Source organism: Nocardioides sp. (genome assembly GCF_051876515.1).
GTDB lineage: Bacteria > Actinomycetota > Actinomycetes > Propionibacteriales > Nocardioidaceae > Nocardioides.
In genome coordinates this window covers 1-15,879 of record NZ_JBJEHY010000059.1, presented here as the reverse complement: position 1 = coordinate 15,879, position 15,879 = coordinate 1, and the positions used below count along the sequence as shown (strand labels likewise).

Genomic DNA, 15,879 nt, shown 5'->3' with positions numbered 1-15,879 from the left:
AGAGCCCTCTCATGCGACGGGTCACGCGCGCGGGTCATGCGACGGGGCACGCGCGCGGGCAGCGGAGGAAGGTGGTGCGTCGGGACGGTTTCGAACCGCCGACCGCTCGGGTGTAAACCGAGTGCTCTACCGCTGAGCTACCGACGCGGGGTGCCGTGAGGCGTGGCACAGACTACGGGAACGCTGCCGGCTCCCGCAGGACGGCCCACCGCGCAGGACGTCCCGTGCCCGGAAATGAGTTGAACCGCTGGCGTCTCGGGTCACCAGCGGTTCAACAATCAGAACTCTACGGGGTGGGATCAAGAGTCGTCCGAGGAATCCCACTATTCGTCGAACAAATTCTCCGGGACCGCGGAATCACCCCTGCGCCTCGCCGGCCCCACGCAGCTGGGCCAGGTGCTCGGAGAGGTCTCGTCCGTGGCCGGGCTCGTTGTGCACCGACCAGCGCACCACCCCGGACCGGTCGACGACGTACGAGGAGCGCCGCGGCGCCCCCCGGCGCTCGTCGAAGACGCCGTACGCCCTCGCCACGTCGCCGTGCGGCCAGAAGTCCGACAGCAGCGGGAAGTTGAGACCCTCCGCGTCGGAGAAGGCGCGCAACGTGAACATCGGGTCGCAGCTGATCGCCAGGACCTCGGTGTCGAAGGTCATGAACTGGTCGAGGCTCCCGCGGATCGCGGCCATCTCGCTCGTGCACACCCCCGAGAAGGCGTACGGGTAGAACACCAGGGCCACGGCCTTGCGGTCGCGGAACGAGGACAACGTCACGTCCTGCCCGAACTGGTCGGACAGGGTGAAGTCAGGCGCCAGACTGCCCACCTCGAGGACGGCGGGCGTACCGGACTGCGTTGCCATCGAACTCCTTCGTCACCACTTGACCAACTCGCGTCGGAGGATCTTGCCGGTCGCGTTGCGCGGCAGCTCCTCGACGAACACAATCTCACGAGGCACCTTGTACCTGGCCAACCCGTCCCGGACGAGCTGCTTGAGCTCGTCCACCTCCACGTCGCCCGAGCGCACCACGAACGCCCTGAGCCGCTGGCCGTACCCCTCGTCGTGGACGCCGACAGCTGCTACCTCGACCACCATCGGGTGGGTCATCAGGAGGTTCTCGACCTCCTGGGGGAAGACGTTCTCGCCGCCGGAGACGATCATGTCGTCGTCGCGTCCCTCGACGTGCAGGCGGCCGGCCGCGTCGAACCGTCCCTGGTCGCCGGTGGACATCAGGCCGTCGACCATCTCCTTCGAGCCGCCTCCCGTGTACCCCTCGAAGAGCAGCGCGTTGCCGACGAAGATCCTCCCCGTCTCCCCCTGCGGCACCTCGCGCCCCTCGTCGTCGAGGATCTTCACGACGGTGCCGTGCGGCGGGCGACCGGCAGACGTCGGGTCGGCACGCAGGTCGTCGGGCCGGGCCACGGAGGCGTACGCGACCTCGGTCGAGCCGTACATGTTGTAGAGGTTGTCGCCGAAGCGGTCCATCCACGACAGCGCCAGCGTGCCCGGCAGCGCGGAGCCGGAGGCAGCCACCACGCGGAGGGCGGAGAGGTCGGCGGAGGCCTGGGCCTCCTCGTCGAGGGCCAGGATGCGCTGCAGCATCACCGGGATCACCACGAAGGCCTCGCAGCGGTGCTCGGTGAGCAGCCGCAGGGAGGTCTCCGGGTCGAACCGGCGGGTCAGCACCATGGGCGTGCCCAGCAGCATCGACAAGGCCATGTGGGCGAACCCCCAGGTGTGGAACAGGGGCGCCGCGATGTGGGTGCGCCAGCCGCCCTGGATCGGCATCCGGCTCAGCAGCGACACGGCGGCGCTGAGGCCCGCCTCCTTGCGCGGGGCGCCCTTGGGCGTGCCGGTCGTGCCGGAGGTGAGGATCACGATGCGCGCGTGCCGCCGGGGCGGGTCGAGGTCGGTGCTCTCGTGCTCCGCCACGACGGAGTCGACCGTGGGCACCGCGAGGGTCGCGGGGTCGGAGTCGACCCAGGCGACGACGACGGGCGGGACCTCGTCCGCGCCCTGCTCCCCCTCCCCCGCGGTGAGCGGGAGGAACTCCTCGTCGAGGACCAGGAGTGCCGGCTCCTCGCGCGCAAGCACCTCCAGCAGCTGGGGCCGCGCGAACGAGGTGTTGAGGTACAGCAGGTCGGCGCCCAGGCGCGCGGCCGCGACGGTCGCCTCGACGAACCCCGCGTGGTTGCGGCACATCACCGCCACCCGGTCCCCCTGGGAGACCCCGAGTGCAGCCATGCCGCGCGCCAGGGCGTTGGCGCGCTCGTGGAGCTGCAACCAGGTCAGCTCGCCCCGCTCGTCGACGATGCCCACGCCCCGCGGGTTGCGCACGGCCAGCGACGCGAAGCCGCCCGCAGGACCGGTCCCCCACGCCCGGATCGTGCGGATCAGTGCGGGGTACGCCGCCGGGCTGGTGGCCCGCTGGATCCGAGCACCCCCGAGAACAGCTGCCGAACGGGCGATGGAACGGGCGCGGGACATGGCAGCAGACCTCCCGGTCAGGGGTGCGGAGTCAGCGGGACGGGGCCTGCCTCAGCGTGGCGACTTCGGCCGGACCAGTCGCGTAGCCTGCCAGTCCTTGCTGACGGTCGCCGTGGTGGTCTGGGCCAGTCCGGCGATCGGTGCGGCCTCGGCGATGTCGGCGGCGTCAACTGCCCCCGGGCGCCCCACCCGCGGGGTCAGCAGCCAGATGGCTCCACCGCCCACCAGGTCGGCCAGCGCGTCGACCAGTCCGTCGACCAGGTCGCCGTCCTCCTCGCGCCACCACAGGACCACACCGTCCACCACGTTGCCGTGGTCGCCGTCGACCATGTCCGCGTCGATCGCGTCCTCGATCGCGACACGCAGCTCGTCGTCGGTGTCGTTGTCCCAGCCAAGCTCCTGGACCACCATGCCGGACGTCATGCCCAGCTTGGCTCCAGCACCGGTCGTGGGAGCATCGCCCCCCGCGGTCGGACTCACCCTCATCTCCTTCATGCCGTTGACCTCCGCGTACGACGGAGTGCCCGTAGTCCACCGGAGTCTCAGCCTCCGCGCAACCTTGCGGGCCTCCCGGGCGTGCCGTCGGGAGGTGTACTCGCGGGTAGATGCCGGGAGTGGGAGCATGGGGGACGTGAGTGAATCCGCGAACGCCGGGCAATCCCCCGCAAGCCAGTCCTCTCGCCAGGCCGCCTACTCCGCACCGCCTGTCATCCACGAGGGCCTTCCCACACAGCTGCCGGACATCGACCCTGACGAGACCCACGAGTGGATCGACAGCTTCGACTCGATGATCAACGACCGCGGCCGCGAGCGCGCCCGGTACGTGATGCTGCGGCTGCTCGAACGCGCCCGGGAGCGCCAGGTCGGAGTGCCTGCGCTGCGCAGCACCGACTACATCAACACGATCCCGCCCGAGCGCGAGCCGTGGTTCCCCGGTGACGAGGACGCCGAGCGCCGCATCCGCGCGATGATCCGCTGGAACGCCGCGGTCATGGTGTCCTCGGCCAACCGCCCGGGTCTCGAGGTCGGCGGCCACATCGCCACCTACCAGTCGGCCGCCAGCCTGTACGAGGTCGGCTTCAACCACTTCTTCCGCGGCAAGGACCACCCCGGCGGCGGCGACCAGGTCTACATCCAGGGTCACGGGTCGCCGGGCATCTACGCCCGCGCCTTCCTCGAGGGCCGCCTGAGCGAGCAGCAGCTGATGCACTTCCGCCAGGAGGTCCAGCACGGCCTCGGCCAGGGCATCCCCTCGTACCCGCACCCGCGCCTCATGCCGGACTTCTGGGAGTTCCCCACGGTCTCCATGGGCCTGACCGCGATCAACTCGATCTACCAGGCGCGCTTCAACCGCTACCTGGCCAACCGCGGCATCAAGGACACCTCGCAGCAGCACGTGTGGGCGTTCATGGGCGACGGCGAGATGGCCGAGCCGGAGTCGCTGGGCGCCATCCGCGTGGCCGCCCGCGAGGAGCTCGACAACCTGACCTGGGTGGTCAACTGCAACCTGCAGCAGCTCGACGGTCCGGTGACCGGCAACGGCAAGATCATCCAGGAGCTGGAGTCCGTCTTCCGCGGCGCCGGCTGGAACGTGATCAAGGTCATCTGGGGCCGCGAGTGGGACGACCTGCTCGCCCGTGACGTCGACGGCGTCCTGGTCAACCAGATGAACGCCACCCCCGACGGCGCCTTCCAGACGTTCTCGGTGGAGAGCGGCGCGTACAACCGCGAGCACTTCTTCGGCCCCGACCCGCGTCTGCGCAAGATGGTCGAGCACATGACCGACCGGCAGATCGAGAAGCTGCCGCGCGGCGGCCACGACTACCGCAAGGTGTACGCCGCCTTCGACGCCGCCACCAAGCACGTCGGCCAGCCGACGGTCATCCTCGCCCACACCGTCAAGGGGTGGACGCTGGAGGCGCTGGAGGGCAAGAACGCCAGCCACCAGATGAAGAAGCTGGACCTCGGCAGCCTGCTGAAGTTCCGCGACCGTCTGCGCCTGCCGATGAGCGACAAGGAGATCACCGAGTCGTACGAGTCCAGCAAGACCGCGCCGTTCTTCCACCCCGGCGCCGACTCGCCGGAGATCGAGTACATGATGGAGCGCCGCCGCGCCCTGGGCGGCTCGCTGCCCAAGCGCGAGGTGAAGGCCAAGGCCCTCAAGCTCCCCGGCGACGACGTCTACTCCGAGCTCAAGCAGGGCTCGGGCAAGAACAAGATCGCCTCCACCATGGCGCTGGTGCGTCTGCTCAAGGACTGGATGCGCGACCCGGAGATCGGCAAGCGCATCGTGCCGATCGCCCCCGACGAGTTCCGCACCTTCGGCATGGACTCGTTCTTCCCGAGCGCCAAGATCTACAACCCGCACGGGCAGACGTACGAGTCGGTGGACCGCAAGCTGCTGCTCAAGTGGCAGGAGTCCGAGGCCGGCCAGCTGCTCCACGAGGGCATCTCCGAGGCGGGCGCGATGGCGTCGGCCACGGCGGCGGGCTCCTCGTACTCCACGCACGGCGAGCCGATGATCCCGTTCTACATCTTCTACTCGATGTTCGGGTTCCAGCGGACCGGCGACTCCATCTGGGCGATGGCCGACCAGCTGGCCCGCGGCTTCCTGATCGGGGCCACGGCCGGACGCACCACGCTGACCGGTGAGGGTCTGCAGCACGCGGACGGGCACTCCCCGCTGCTGGCCGCGACCAACCCGGCCGTCGTGCACTACGACCCCTCGTTCGCGTACGAGACGGCGCACATCATGCAGGACGGCCTGCGCCGGATGTACGGCACCAGCGAGGAGCACCCCGAGGGCGAGAACGTCATCTACTACCTGACGGTCTACAACGAGCCCGTCTCGCAGCCCGCCGAGCCGGCGGACGTCGACGTCGACGGCATCCTCAAGGGCCTGCACAAGGTCTCCACCGCCACCGGCGAGGGTCCGCGCGTTCAGCTCCTGGCGAGCGGCGTCGGGTTCCCGTGGATCGAGAAGGCGGCCGAGCTGCTCGCCGAGGACTGGGGCGTCGTCGCCGACCTGTGGTCCGCCACGTCGTGGAACGAGCTGGCCCGCGAGGCCGTCGCGACCGAGTCGTGGAACCTGCTGCACCCGACCGAGGCGCCGCGCGTCCCGTTCGTCCAGGAGAAGCTGACCGGTCACGCCGGCCCGGTCCTGGCCGTGTCGGACTACCAGCGGGCCGTCCCGCTGCAGATCGCCCGGTGGGTTCCGGCCGACTACCGCGTGCTGGGCACCGACGGCTTCGGCTTCGCCGACACCCGTCCGGCTGCTCGACGGTTCTTCAACGTCGACGCCGAGTCGGTCGTGGTCCAGGCGCTGCAGGCGCTGGCCGACGCGGGCGAGATCGGTGCCGACAAGGTCGCCGAGGCGCTGGCCAAGTACCGGATCGACGACCCCACGGCCGTGCAGGGTGCCGTCCAGGAGGGCGGCGACGCGTGAGGCACACCCACCCGTGAGCACCTCGCCCCCGGCGTCCCGGCGCCGCAGGGCAGCGGCGGCGCTGCAGCGTTCCACCGGAGCGCTCAGCACCGCCGCGACCACGCGCATGGCCTCGGACATGGTGTGGTTCGCCGGGCTCAGCGCCCAGGACCGCTCATGGGTGGGTGTCATCCTCCAGGCGGGCATCCGCCAGTTCGTCGAGTGGTACGACACGGAGGCGCCGGCCCGGGAGGCGCCCTTGACCGCGGCCATCTTCGGCTCGGCCCCACGCGAGCTCACCCGGGTGATCACGCTGCAGCAGACGGTCGAGATGATCCGTCTGAGCATCGACATCGTCGAGGCCAACATCGACGAGATCCTGCACCCCGACGACGCCCCCGAGGTGCACGAGGCGCTGCTGCGCTACGCACGTGAGGTGGCGTTCGCCTCGGCGGAGGTCTACGCACGTGCCGCGGAGTCGCGAGGCGCGTGGGACGCCCGGCTGGAGGCCCTGGTCGTGGACGCGGTCCTGCGCGCCGAGCCGGACGACGCGGTCCTCTCGCGGGCCAACGCGCTGGGCTGGGACGCCGCAGCACCGGTCGCGGTGGTGATCGGCTCCGTACCCAGCGACCGGTCGGAGCTGGACAACTTCGACGACGTGCGCCGGGCCGCCCGCGCGCACGACATGGACGCCATGTGTGCCGCTCAGGGTGAGCGTCTGGTGGTGATCCTGGGCAGCGTCGAGGACCCCCGTACGGCCGCCTCGCACGTCGCCGACCGGTTCGGGCCGGGCCCGGTGGTGGTCGGCCCCGTCATGGTGGGACTGTCCAAAGCGCACCTGTCGGCGCGCGCGGCCAGCAGCGCGTACAGGTCGGCCGCCGGATGGCCCGCCGCGCCGCGTCCGGTCAGCAGCGGTGACCTGCTCGCCGAGCGCGCGCTCGCCGGCGACGGGCACGCCCGCCGGCACCTCGTCGAGGAGGTGTACATGCTCCTCGCCGACGGCAAGGAGACGCTGCTGGAGACGCTCTCCACGTGGCTGGAGCTCGGTTCGTCGATCGAGGCGACGGCCCGCGCCCTCTTCGTGCACCCCAACACGGTGCGCTACCGCCTCGGTCAGGTCGCCGAGATCACCGGCCTCTCCCCCGGCCAGCCCCGCGACGCCTTCACCCTGCACATCGCGCTGGTGCTCGGTCAGCAGTCCGGCCGACGCGTTCCCTAGCCCGAGGCACCCTCTCGAGGCTTTGTAGGACTCCTACAAAATTCTGGGGGCGAGTTTCGTACGCCCCGACTCCCGATCGCGCCGGGCCACCGGACAGAGTTGAGACGTGCTCGTCATCGTCGCCCCCGGACAGGGCTCCCAGACCCCCGGCTTCCTGCGTCCCTGGCTGGAGGACCCCACCTTCGCCGCCCGCTTCGAGTGGCTCTCCACCGTGGCCGGCATCGACCTGGTGCACTACGGCACCGAGGCCGACGCCGACGCGATCCGTGCGACGGAGATCGCGCAGCCGCTCCTCGTCGCCACCGGCCTCGTCGCCGCGCTGGAGATCTTCCCGCACCCCGCCGACGCCTTCGCGCGCATCGGGGCGGTCGCCGGCCACAGCGTCGGCGAGCTGACCGCCGCGGCCGGAGCCCGCGCCATCACCGCCGAGCAGGCGATGGTGCTGGTACGCGAGCGCGGCGCCGCCATGGCCGCCGCCGCCAAGGTCACCGAGACGGGCATGACCGCCGTGCTCGGCGGTGACCGCGACGAGGTCCTGGCCGCCATCGAGAAGCACGGCCTGACCCCCGCCAACGACAACGGCCCCGGCCAGGTCGTGGCCGCCGGCACCATGGAGCAGCTCGCCGCCCTGGCTGCCGACCCGCCCGCGAAGGCCCGTCTGATGCCGCTGAGCGTCGCCGGCGCGTTCCACACCCACCACATGGGTCCGGCCGTCGAGCGGATGGCCACGCTGGCCCGCTCGGTCTCCACCCACGACGCCCGTACGCCGGTCATCTCCAACCGCGACGGACAGGTCGTGCACAGCGGCCGCGACCTGGTGGCGCGGCTCGTCGGCCAGATCGCCAGCCCGGTGCGCTGGGACCTGTGCATGGACACGATGCTCGACCTCGGCGTGACCGGCATCCTCGAGATGCCGCCGGCCGGCACCCTCACCGGCATCGCGAAGCGTGCCATGAAGGGTGTGGAGACGTTCGCCCTGAAGACCCCCGACCAGCTCGACGCGGCGCGTGAGTTCATCCGCAAGCACGGCGAGCCCTCCCCGCTCACCATCACGCCCACGTGGCGCATGGTGGTGGCGCCCGGCAAGGGCACCTTCCACGTCTCAGCCGAGGCGCGCGAGACCGAGGTGCTGGCTCCCGGCACCGTGATCGGCGAGCTCGCCAGCCTGCGCGAGCGGACGCCGGTCGTCTCCGCGCACGGTGGTCGCGTCGTCGAGTGGCTCGTGGAGGACGGCGACATCGTCTCGCCCGGCCAGCCGCTGCTCCGTCTGCACCCCGAGGCCGTCTCGTGATCGTGATGTCCTCCACCCCCACGGCTCCGCACGCAGCGATCCTCGGGATCGGCTCGTACCGTGCCTCGATCGAGGTGCCAAACGCGGAGATCGTGGACGCGATCGACTCGAGCGACGAGTGGATCCAGCAGCGCTCGGGCATCCGGGCGCGCCGGTTCGCCTCGCCCGAGGAGACCATCCAGGTGATGAGCGTCGGTGCGGCGCGCAAGGCCCTCGAGCACGCCGGGGTGGAGGCCGTCGACATCGACTGCGTCATCGTGGCCACCGTCAGCCACCTCATGCAGACGCCGGCCATCGCCACGGCCATCGCGCACGAGCTGGGCACCGACAAGGCTCCGGCCTTCGACATCTCGGCCGCCTGCGCCGGCTTCTGCCACGGGATCGCCCTGGCCTCCGACCTGGTCCGCGGCGGCACGGCCGGCAAGGTGCTGGTGATCGGGGTCGAGCGACTCTCCGACATCACCGACCTGACCGACCGCGGCACCGCGTTCATCTTCGCCGACGGCGCCGGTGCGGCCGTGGTCGGAGCGAGCGACCGCCCCGGCATCTCGCCGGTCGTGTGGGGCTCGGACGGGGAGCAGTTCGACCTGATCCGTCAGCGCGAGGACTGGCGCGACGTGGTCGGCAGCGACGAGCACCCCGGTTCGGGTGTGATGCCCCACCTGACGATGCAGGGCAACCCGGTCTTCCGGTGGGCCTCGTTCACGATGGCCAAGGTTGCCAACGAAGCCCTGGCGAAGGCGGGCATCACCGCCGACGACCTGGACGTCTTCGTCCCCCACCAGGCCAACATGCGGATCATCGACGCCATGGCGCGCTCGATGAAGCTGCCCGAGCACGTACGCATCGCTCGCGACATCGCCGAGCAGGGCAACACCTCGGCCGCGTCGATCCCGCTGGCCCTGGACGCCATGATCGCCTCGGGCGAGGCCCGCAGCGGCGACCTGGCGCTCCTCATCGCGTTCGGCGCAGGCCTCGCCTACGCCGCACAGGTCGTGGTCGTCCCCTGACCTGACCGGACGGGTCTCCGTCACCAGCACCACCCGCAGCACCACAGGCACCACCCAAACCCAGGCAACACCAACCAGGAAGGAAGGCCCATGGCCACCACCGAAGAGATCCGCGCCGACCTCGCCGAGATCGTCAACGAGGTCGCCGGCGTCGACGTCGCGGACGTCCAGCTCGACAAGTCCTTCGTCGACGACCTCGACGTCGACTCGCTGTCCATGGTCGAGGTGGTCGTCGCGGCCGAGGAGAAGTTCGGCGTCTCCATCCCCGACTCCGAGGTCGCCAACCTCAAGACCGTCGGCGACGCCGTCGCGTACATCGAGCGCGCGTCTGCCTGAGCACCACCCGGGGTGGCCGGGTCTTCCCGGCCACCCCGTCCCATTCACTGACGAGAAGGAAGTCTCGCGATGAGTTCCACCCGTGTCGTGGTCACCGGTCTGGGGACCACCTCTCCCCTGGGAGGCGACGTCCCCACCACCTGGGAGGCGATGCTCGCCGGCCGCAGCGGCGTCCGCCACCTCACCGACGAGTGGGCCGCCGACCAGCCGGTGAAGATCGGCGCCCGCGTCGCGGTCGAACCCACCGAGGTGCTCGAGCGCGTCAAGGCTCGCCGGCTCGACCGTTCCAGCCAGTTCGCGATGGTCGCGGCCGCGGAGGCGTGGGCCGACGCCGGGCTGGCCGACTCAGGTCTCGAGTCCGAGCGTCTCGGCGTCTCGCTGGCCTCCGGCATCGGTGGTGTCACCACCCTGCTCAGCAACTACGACGCGCTGAAGGAGAAGGGCCCGCGACGGGTCTCCCCCCTCGCCGTCCCGATGCTGATGCCCAACGCTCCGGCCGCCAACGTCTCCCTGGCGTACGGCGCCCGCGCCGCCGTGCACGCGCCCACCTCGGCGTGCGCGTCGGGCAACGAGGCGATCGCGCTGGCTCTCGACATGATCCGTCTGGGCCGCGCCGACGTCGTCATCGCCGGTGGCACCGAGGCCGCGATCCACCCGCTCCCGATGGCGGCCTTCGCCCAGATGATGGCCCTGTCCAAGAACGAGGGCGACCCCACGACGGTGTCCCGCCCCTGGGACACGGCTCGCGACGGCTTCGTCCTCGGCGAGGGTGGCGCCACGCTCATCCTCGAGTCCGAGGAGCACGCCCGCGCCCGCGGCGCGCGGATCTACGCGACCCTGCTGGGTGCCGCGATCAGCAACGACGCCCACGACATCGCCCAGCCCGACCCCGAGGGTCGCGGCGGCACGCGCGCGATCCGGGGTGCGCTGGCCGACGGTGACGTCGACCCGCGCAGCGTGGTGCACGTCAACGCCCACGCCACCTCCACGCCGCAGGGCGACGTGGCGGAGGGACTCATGCTCCACCAGGTTCTGGGCGCCCAGGCGACCTCAGCCGTGGTGACGAGCACCAAGTCCATGACCGGCCACCTGCTCGGTGGCGCCGGCGCGCTGGAGGCCGTGGCCACCGTGCTCGCGCTGCACCACCGCGTGTCCCCGCCGACGATCAACCTCGACGACAAGGACCCGAAGGTCGACCTCGACATCCCGACCAGCGCGCGGGACCTCCCCGCGGGCGACATCGTGGGCCTCAACAACTCCTTCGGCTTCGGCGGCGCCAACGTCGCCGTGGCGTTCGGGAGCATCTGATGAGCACCACGGCGCAGCGCTCGGCGGCCAAGCTGCCGCGCGAGGACGACCCGCGCAACCCCCTCACGCGGCTCACGGCGCTCTTCGACGAGGGCACGCTGGAGCTCCTCAGCGAGGACGACGGCTCTGGCATGCTTGCGGCCATCGGTCGGGTGCGTGGGACCCAGGTGGTCGCGTTCTGCAGTGACGCGACGGTGATGGGCGGCGCCATGGGCGACGCCGGGTGCGCCGTCGTGGTGGACGCCTACCACCGCGCACTCACCGACTCGGTGCCGATCATCGGTCTGTGGCACTCCGGCGGCGCCCGCCTCGCCGAGGGCGTCCTCTCCCTGCACGCCGTCGGGCGCATCTTCAACGTGATGACGCAGGCCTCCGGGGTCATCCCGCAGATCTCGGTGGTGCTCGGCCCGGCCGCCGGCGGCGCGGCGTACGGCCCGGCGCTCACCGACATCGTGATCCTCGGCCCCGAGGGCCGCATCTTCGTCACGGGTCCGGACGTTGTCCGGTCGGTCACCGGCGAGGACGTCGACATGCTGCGTCTGGGCGGCCCCGAGCCGCACGGCCGTCGCTCCGGCGTGGTCCACGTGCTCACCGAGTCCGAGGAGGAGGCCCTGGAGCGGGCACGCGGCATCGCCACCCTGCTCGGCGCCCAGGGCAGCCTCGACGACGAGGCCGTCACCGACGTGGACCTGGAGTCGTTCCTCCCCGAGTCCCGCAAGCGCGCCTACGACGTGCACCCGCTCGTCGAGGGTCTGCTGGACGAGGGCACCGCCCAGGAGCTGCACACGAAGTGGGCTCCCAACATCGCGACCGCGCTCGGCCGCTTCGGTGGCCGTACGGTGGGCGTGGTGGCCAACAACCCGCTGCGCCTCGGCGGCTGCCTCGACTCCCTGTCGGCCGAGAAGGCCTCCCGGTTCGTCCGCCTGTGCGACGCGTTCGGCATCCCGCTGATCGTGGTCGTCGACGTCCCCGGCTACCTGCCGGGTGTCGGCCAGGAGTGGGACGGGGTCGTGCGCCGCGGCGCCAAGCTGCTGCACGCCTTCGCCGAGAGCGTGGTCCCCCGCGTGACGCTGGTGACCCGCAAGACGTACGGCGGCGCGTACATCGCGATGAACTCGCGCTCGCTGGGCGCCACCAAGGTGTTCGCCTGGCCGGGCGCCGAGGTCGCCGTCATGGGCGCTGTCGCGGCCGTACGGGTCCTGCACCGCCGTCGGCTGGCCGAGGTCGAGCCCGACCTGCGCGGTCAGGTGGAGACCGAGCTGGCCGCCGAGCACGAGCGGATCGCCGGTGGCGTGGAGAAGGCCGTCGAGATCGGCGTGGTCGACGAGATCGTGATGCCCGACCGGACGCGTACGGCGATCGCCGCCGCCATCCGCGCCGAGATCGACGAGGTCGGCGTCCGCCGGGGACGGCACGGCAACATCCCGCTGTGAGCTGAGACGCTGAGTCCTCTCGAGGCCATCCACAGCACCGCACACACGACAAGGGCGGCCCCTGACGGGGCCGCCCTTGTGGCGTCTGGATCGGTCGGCGTACGACCGCTGGGTGGGTCGTGTCAGACGACCTGGTGCAGCCAGCGGACCGGCGCGCCCTCGCCGGCGTAGCGGAAGGACTCGAGCTCGTCGTCCCACTGCTTGCCCAGGAGCTTGTCGACCTCGTTCTCGAGGGTGGTCTCCCCCATGGCCGACTTGACGACAGCGGCCTTGAGCCGGTCCTCGGGGATCATGATGTCGCCGTGCAGGCCGGTGACGGCGTGGAACACGCCCAGGTCAGGGGTGAAGGAGTAGCGGGAGCCCTCGGTCGCGTGCGTCGGCTCCTCGGTGATCTCGAAGCGCAGGCGGTCCCAACCGCGCAGTGCGGAGACGACGGCGGCAGCGGTCCCCGCGGAACCGGTCCACGAGAGCTCGGCACGGTAGGTGCCGGGCTGTGCGGGCTGGGACGTCCAGTCGAGGTTCACGGCTACACCGAGGACCCCGCCCACGGCCCACTCGATGTGCGGGCAGAGTGCAGAGGGTGTGGAGTGCACGTACAGGATGCCCCGTGTCCCCGGACCGTCCGGGCGGATGGCATTGCGTGTAGTCACTGTGGACCTCCTTGAGTACAAGACGCTCCAGATACGCCTTCCCCAGCGGTCTGACGTCCCTTGCTCAACAGGGCCAAAGTGACACCTATGTGATTATCGTCTGCCATTGTGGCTCATGTGACGCGCGATTTCCAGCGCGACACCACGATTCGACTCATTCCTCGGAGACGAGTCCCACCAGGCGAGTGACGACGTCGGAGGAGAGCTCGAGTCCACCGAGGTGGGACTGGCCGTGCACGACAGTGAAGTCCACGTCCGGCAGCAGCAGGGAGCAGTGCTCCCCGTGGTGCACCGGGACGATGCGGTCCTCGTCGCCGTGCCACCAGTGGACGGGCGTCCCGACGTCGGCGAGGCGGAATCCCCAGTCGCGCGTGAAGAGCACCAGGTCGGCCAGCGGGGCGGTGGCCTGGAACCGCGTGCCGCGGAGCAGGTCGTCGAGGAACATCGCCCGGAACTCAGGCGTCTGCAGCAGCCGCTTGTCCCCGTCGGGCTGGAACACCGCGTACAGGTCGAGGACGCCGCCGGCCAAGGGCCGCACCATCTTGATGGCGTTGGTGAGGCCGAACCCGACGGGCCGGATCACGGGCTTGAGGTACGGGGCGAGACGTACGGCGAGCTGGATGGGCCCGTCGTCGATCGCCTCCGGTCCGACGGTGGGGGCCACTCCCCCCATGACCCCGACGCTCCGGACCCGATCGGGCAGCGCAGCACCGGCAGCGAGGGCGTACGGCCCTCCCCCGGACAGGCCGGCGATGCTGGCCTGCTCGACGCCGAGCCGGTCGAGGACGATCTCGAGGTCCGGGGTCCAGTCGACGATGTCCTGGTACAGGTGGGGCGTGGACGAGCCGATGCCGGGGCGGTCGATCCCGATCACGCGGACTCCCCGCTCGGCCGCGAACGAACGCAACGAGAACGGCACCTGCCGACGGGCGCCGGGCGTCCCGTGCATCCAGACCACGACGGGCCCGTTGATGGAACCGAACTCCGCGTAGCTGAGCCGTCGCCCGTCCCTGACGGCGACGGATCCCTCCAGTGCGGGGCGCTCCACTCGTCTCACGCAGGGAGTGTCCCACGAAGTCGACGAGAGGGGTGGCAGTCCATCAGGACCGCCACCCCTCTCGTTCTGGTCTACGTCAGTCGCGCTTCTTCTCGAGCTCCTCCGCGCGCTCCGCAGCATCGGTCAGCTGGTCGGAGTCGATCGCGTACGTGCGGTGGAACCACATGAGGGCGTCGGACTCGCGGCCGGCGGCGACGAGGGTGTCGGCGTACGCGTAGCGCAGGCGCACCACCCAGGGCTCGCGGCTCTTGGACATGAGCGGGGCGAGCTCGAGCGTACGCAGGGCAGCGTCGAGCTGGCCCATGTCACGCCGGGCACCGGCCTCGACGATGGTCATCTCAGCCTTGGCGTCGGACGGGAAGTTCTTCACCGACGGGCTCTTGGCCAGCTTGAGGGCCTGCTCGGGGTGGCCGAGCGCCCGGTGGCAGTCCGCCATGACCGCCAGGTAGTCCGTGGCACCGTTCATCCGCTTGGCGGCGCGGAGCTCGGAGAGCGCCTCGGCGTAGTGCCCCGCGGCGTAGGCGCACTCGCCGACGGCCTCACGCACGATGGCGAGGCGAGATGCCCGGGCGCGCGCAGCGAGCGTGTGCTGGTACGCGGTCTCCGGGTCCTCCTCGATGAGCGCCTGGGCGGCGGCGAGGTGACGGGCGACGCGTGCGGAGAGCTTCTCGGGCAGGCCCTTGAGCTGGGCGATGACGTTGCGGTCGAGCTCGCGCCCGGTGATCTCGTCGGGCAGCGGCGGGCCGTCGTAGACAGCCTGGCCCGCGGTGCGGGGCACGTCGTCCCGGTTGCGGTCGTCGCGGCGCGGACGCGAGTACGGACGGTCGCCGCCCTGACCGCCACGGCGGTCGTCACGACCTCCCTTGTAGCCTCCGCGGTCGTCGCGACGCTGTCCGTCCCGCGAACCCTTGTAGCCGCCCCGGTCGTCACGGCGCTGTCCGTCGCCGGAGCGGTTGTAGCCGCCGCGCTCGCCGCTGGACGAACCCTTGTAGCCACCGCTGCGCTGACCGTCACGGGAACCCTTGTAACCACCGCGGTCGCCGCTGGACGAGGAGCCCTTGTAGCCGCCACGCTCACCGCTGGACGAACCCTTGTAACCACCGCTGCGCTGACCGTCACGCGAGCCCTGGTAGCCACCACGCTCGCCGTCGCGGGAACCCTGGTACCCACCGCTGCGCTGACCGTCACGCGAGCCCTGGTAGCCACCACGCTCGCCGTCGCGGGAACCCTTGTACCCGCCGCGGTCGTCACGGCGCTGTCCGTCGCCGGAGCGGTTGTAACCGCCGCGCTCACCATCACGGGAGCTCTTGTACCCGCCCGAGGACCGGCCGGAGCTCTGACCGCGGCCGCTCGAGGAGCTTCCACCCGACTGGGGGCGCGAGCCGCCGCCCTGGGGCCGGCTGCCGCGGGACGAGGATCCACCGCGCGGGGACCGGCCACCTCCGCTGCTCCGGGAGTCCCCCGGGCCGTCCTCTGACGAACGCTGGTTGCGACGGTCCTCTGCCACGACGATGCTTCCTCTCACTGGGTCACAGCCAATCTACTGCGTACCACTTGGTCTTGAAATGACGTAGAGGCCACCTGCAACGCAGGTGGCCTCTACGGAAAAGTTGTTCGGCGGCGTCCTACTCTCCCACAACCTCTCGATTGCAGTACCATCGGCGCTGAAA

13 protein-coding genes and 1 tRNA gene are annotated in these 15,879 nt (G+C 70.9%); 7 read left to right on the top strand and 7 right to left on the bottom strand.

Annotation, left to right across the window (positions count from 1 at the left end; all coding sequences use genetic code 11):
• Nucleotides 1-72 precede the first annotated feature (72 nt).
• The 4 genes from ACI379_RS03770 to ACI379_RS03755 all read right to left on the bottom strand — a co-directional run bounded on the left by ACI379_RS03770 (nucleotide 73) and on the right by ACI379_RS03755 (nucleotide 2,967).
• Nucleotides 73-147: transfer RNA gene (locus ACI379_RS03770), tRNA-Val, on the bottom strand.
• Between the two features lie 210 nt (nucleotides 148-357).
• Nucleotides 358-855 carry a peroxiredoxin gene (locus ACI379_RS03765; RefSeq protein ID WP_439790725.1) on the bottom strand — a complete coding sequence of 166 codons (498 nt, stop codon included), beginning with the start codon at nucleotides 853-855 and terminating at the stop codon, nucleotides 358-360.
• Nucleotides 856-867: 12 nt separating this feature from the next.
• A complete protein-coding gene (locus tag ACI379_RS03760) occupies nucleotides 868-2,481 on the bottom strand; it encodes an AMP-binding protein (protein ID WP_439790724.1) in 1,614 nt (537 codons plus the stop codon).
• Nucleotides 2,482-2,532: 51 nt separating this feature from the next.
• Nucleotides 2,533-2,967, bottom strand: coding sequence for a DUF3052 domain-containing protein (locus ACI379_RS03755; RefSeq protein WP_439790727.1), 435 nt, complete (start codon nucleotides 2,965-2,967; stop codon nucleotides 2,533-2,535).
• A 223-nt stretch (nucleotides 2,968-3,190) separates the two neighbouring features.
• Here ACI379_RS03755 and aceE point away from each other — a divergent pair, with 223 nt between their 5' ends.
• The 7 genes from aceE to ACI379_RS03720 all read left to right on the top strand — a co-directional run bounded on the left by aceE (nucleotide 3,191) and on the right by ACI379_RS03720 (nucleotide 12,502).
• Complete coding sequence (gene aceE / locus ACI379_RS03750; RefSeq protein ID WP_439790726.1) at nucleotides 3,191-5,926, top strand: pyruvate dehydrogenase (acetyl-transferring), homodimeric type; 2,736 nt, start codon at nucleotides 3,191-3,193, stop codon at nucleotides 5,924-5,926.
• A gap of 13 nt (nucleotides 5,927-5,939) precedes the next feature.
• Nucleotides 5,940-7,124, top strand: coding sequence for a PucR family transcriptional regulator (locus ACI379_RS03745; RefSeq protein ID WP_439790723.1), 1,185 nt, complete (start codon nucleotides 5,940-5,942; stop codon nucleotides 7,122-7,124).
• A gap of 106 nt (nucleotides 7,125-7,230) precedes the next feature.
• On the top strand, nucleotides 7,231-8,415 hold the full coding sequence (locus ACI379_RS03740) for an acyltransferase domain-containing protein (RefSeq protein ID WP_439790722.1): 1,185 nt from the start codon (nucleotides 7,231-7,233) through the stop codon (nucleotides 8,413-8,415).
• The gene (locus tag ACI379_RS03735) at nucleotides 8,412-9,425 is read left to right on the top strand and encodes a beta-ketoacyl-ACP synthase III (RefSeq protein ID WP_439790721.1); all 1,014 of its coding nucleotides are present in this window, start codon (nucleotides 8,412-8,414) and stop codon (nucleotides 9,423-9,425) included. The genes ACI379_RS03740 and ACI379_RS03735 overlap by 4 nt, the downstream gene beginning before the upstream one ends.
• Before the next feature lie 90 nt (nucleotides 9,426-9,515).
• On the top strand, nucleotides 9,516-9,761 hold the full coding sequence (locus tag ACI379_RS03730) for an acyl carrier protein (RefSeq protein WP_439790720.1): 246 nt from the start codon (nucleotides 9,516-9,518) through the stop codon (nucleotides 9,759-9,761).
• Between the two features lie 69 nt (nucleotides 9,762-9,830).
• Complete coding sequence (locus tag ACI379_RS03725) at nucleotides 9,831-11,069, top strand: beta-ketoacyl-[acyl-carrier-protein] synthase family protein (protein WP_439790719.1); 1,239 nt, start codon at nucleotides 9,831-9,833, stop codon at nucleotides 11,067-11,069.
• Complete coding sequence (locus ACI379_RS03720) at nucleotides 11,069-12,502, top strand: acyl-CoA carboxylase subunit beta (RefSeq protein ID WP_439790718.1); 1,434 nt, start codon at nucleotides 11,069-11,071, stop codon at nucleotides 12,500-12,502. Before ACI379_RS03725 ends, ACI379_RS03720 begins: the two co-directional genes overlap by 1 nt.
• Before the next feature lie 122 nt (nucleotides 12,503-12,624).
• On the opposite strand, the gene ACI379_RS03715 is transcribed toward ACI379_RS03720, so the two are convergent.
• The 3 genes from ACI379_RS03715 to ACI379_RS03705 all read right to left on the bottom strand — a co-directional run bounded on the left by ACI379_RS03715 (nucleotide 12,625) and on the right by ACI379_RS03705 (nucleotide 15,716).
• Entirely contained in the window at nucleotides 12,625-13,152 is a 528-nt protein-coding gene (locus ACI379_RS03715) for a DUF3145 domain-containing protein (protein WP_439790717.1), read from the bottom strand.
• A gap of 154 nt (nucleotides 13,153-13,306) precedes the next feature.
• The gene (locus ACI379_RS03710) at nucleotides 13,307-14,209 is read right to left on the bottom strand and encodes an alpha/beta fold hydrolase (protein WP_439790716.1); all 903 of its coding nucleotides are present in this window, start codon (nucleotides 14,207-14,209) and stop codon (nucleotides 13,307-13,309) included.
• Between the two features lie 76 nt (nucleotides 14,210-14,285).
• Entirely contained in the window at nucleotides 14,286-15,716 is a 1,431-nt protein-coding gene (locus tag ACI379_RS03705; RefSeq protein ID WP_439790715.1) for a tetratricopeptide repeat protein, read from the bottom strand.
• Between the last annotated feature and the right edge of the window lie 163 nt (nucleotides 15,717-15,879).

Excerpts from the sequence above, each read along its gene's own strand:
- ACI379_RS03720 (WP_439790718.1), top strand. The coding sequence starts at position 11,069 with ATGAGCACCACGGCGCAGCGCTCGGCGGCCAAGCTGCCGCGCGAGGAC.
- ACI379_RS03765 (WP_439790725.1), bottom strand. The coding sequence starts at position 855 with ATGGCAACGCAGTCCGGTACGCCCGCCGTCCTCGAGGTGGGCAGTCTG.
- ACI379_RS03725 (WP_439790719.1), top strand. The coding sequence starts at position 9,831 with ATGAGTTCCACCCGTGTCGTGGTCACCGGTCTGGGGACCACCTCTCCC.
- ACI379_RS03730 (WP_439790720.1), top strand. The coding sequence starts at position 9,516 with ATGGCCACCACCGAAGAGATCCGCGCCGACCTCGCCGAGATCGTCAAC.
- ACI379_RS03760 (WP_439790724.1), bottom strand. The coding sequence starts at position 2,481 with ATGTCCCGCGCCCGTTCCATCGCCCGTTCGGCAGCTGTTCTCGGGGGT.
- ACI379_RS03755 (WP_439790727.1), bottom strand. The coding sequence starts at position 2,967 with ATGAGGGTGAGTCCGACCGCGGGGGGCGATGCTCCCACGACCGGTGCT.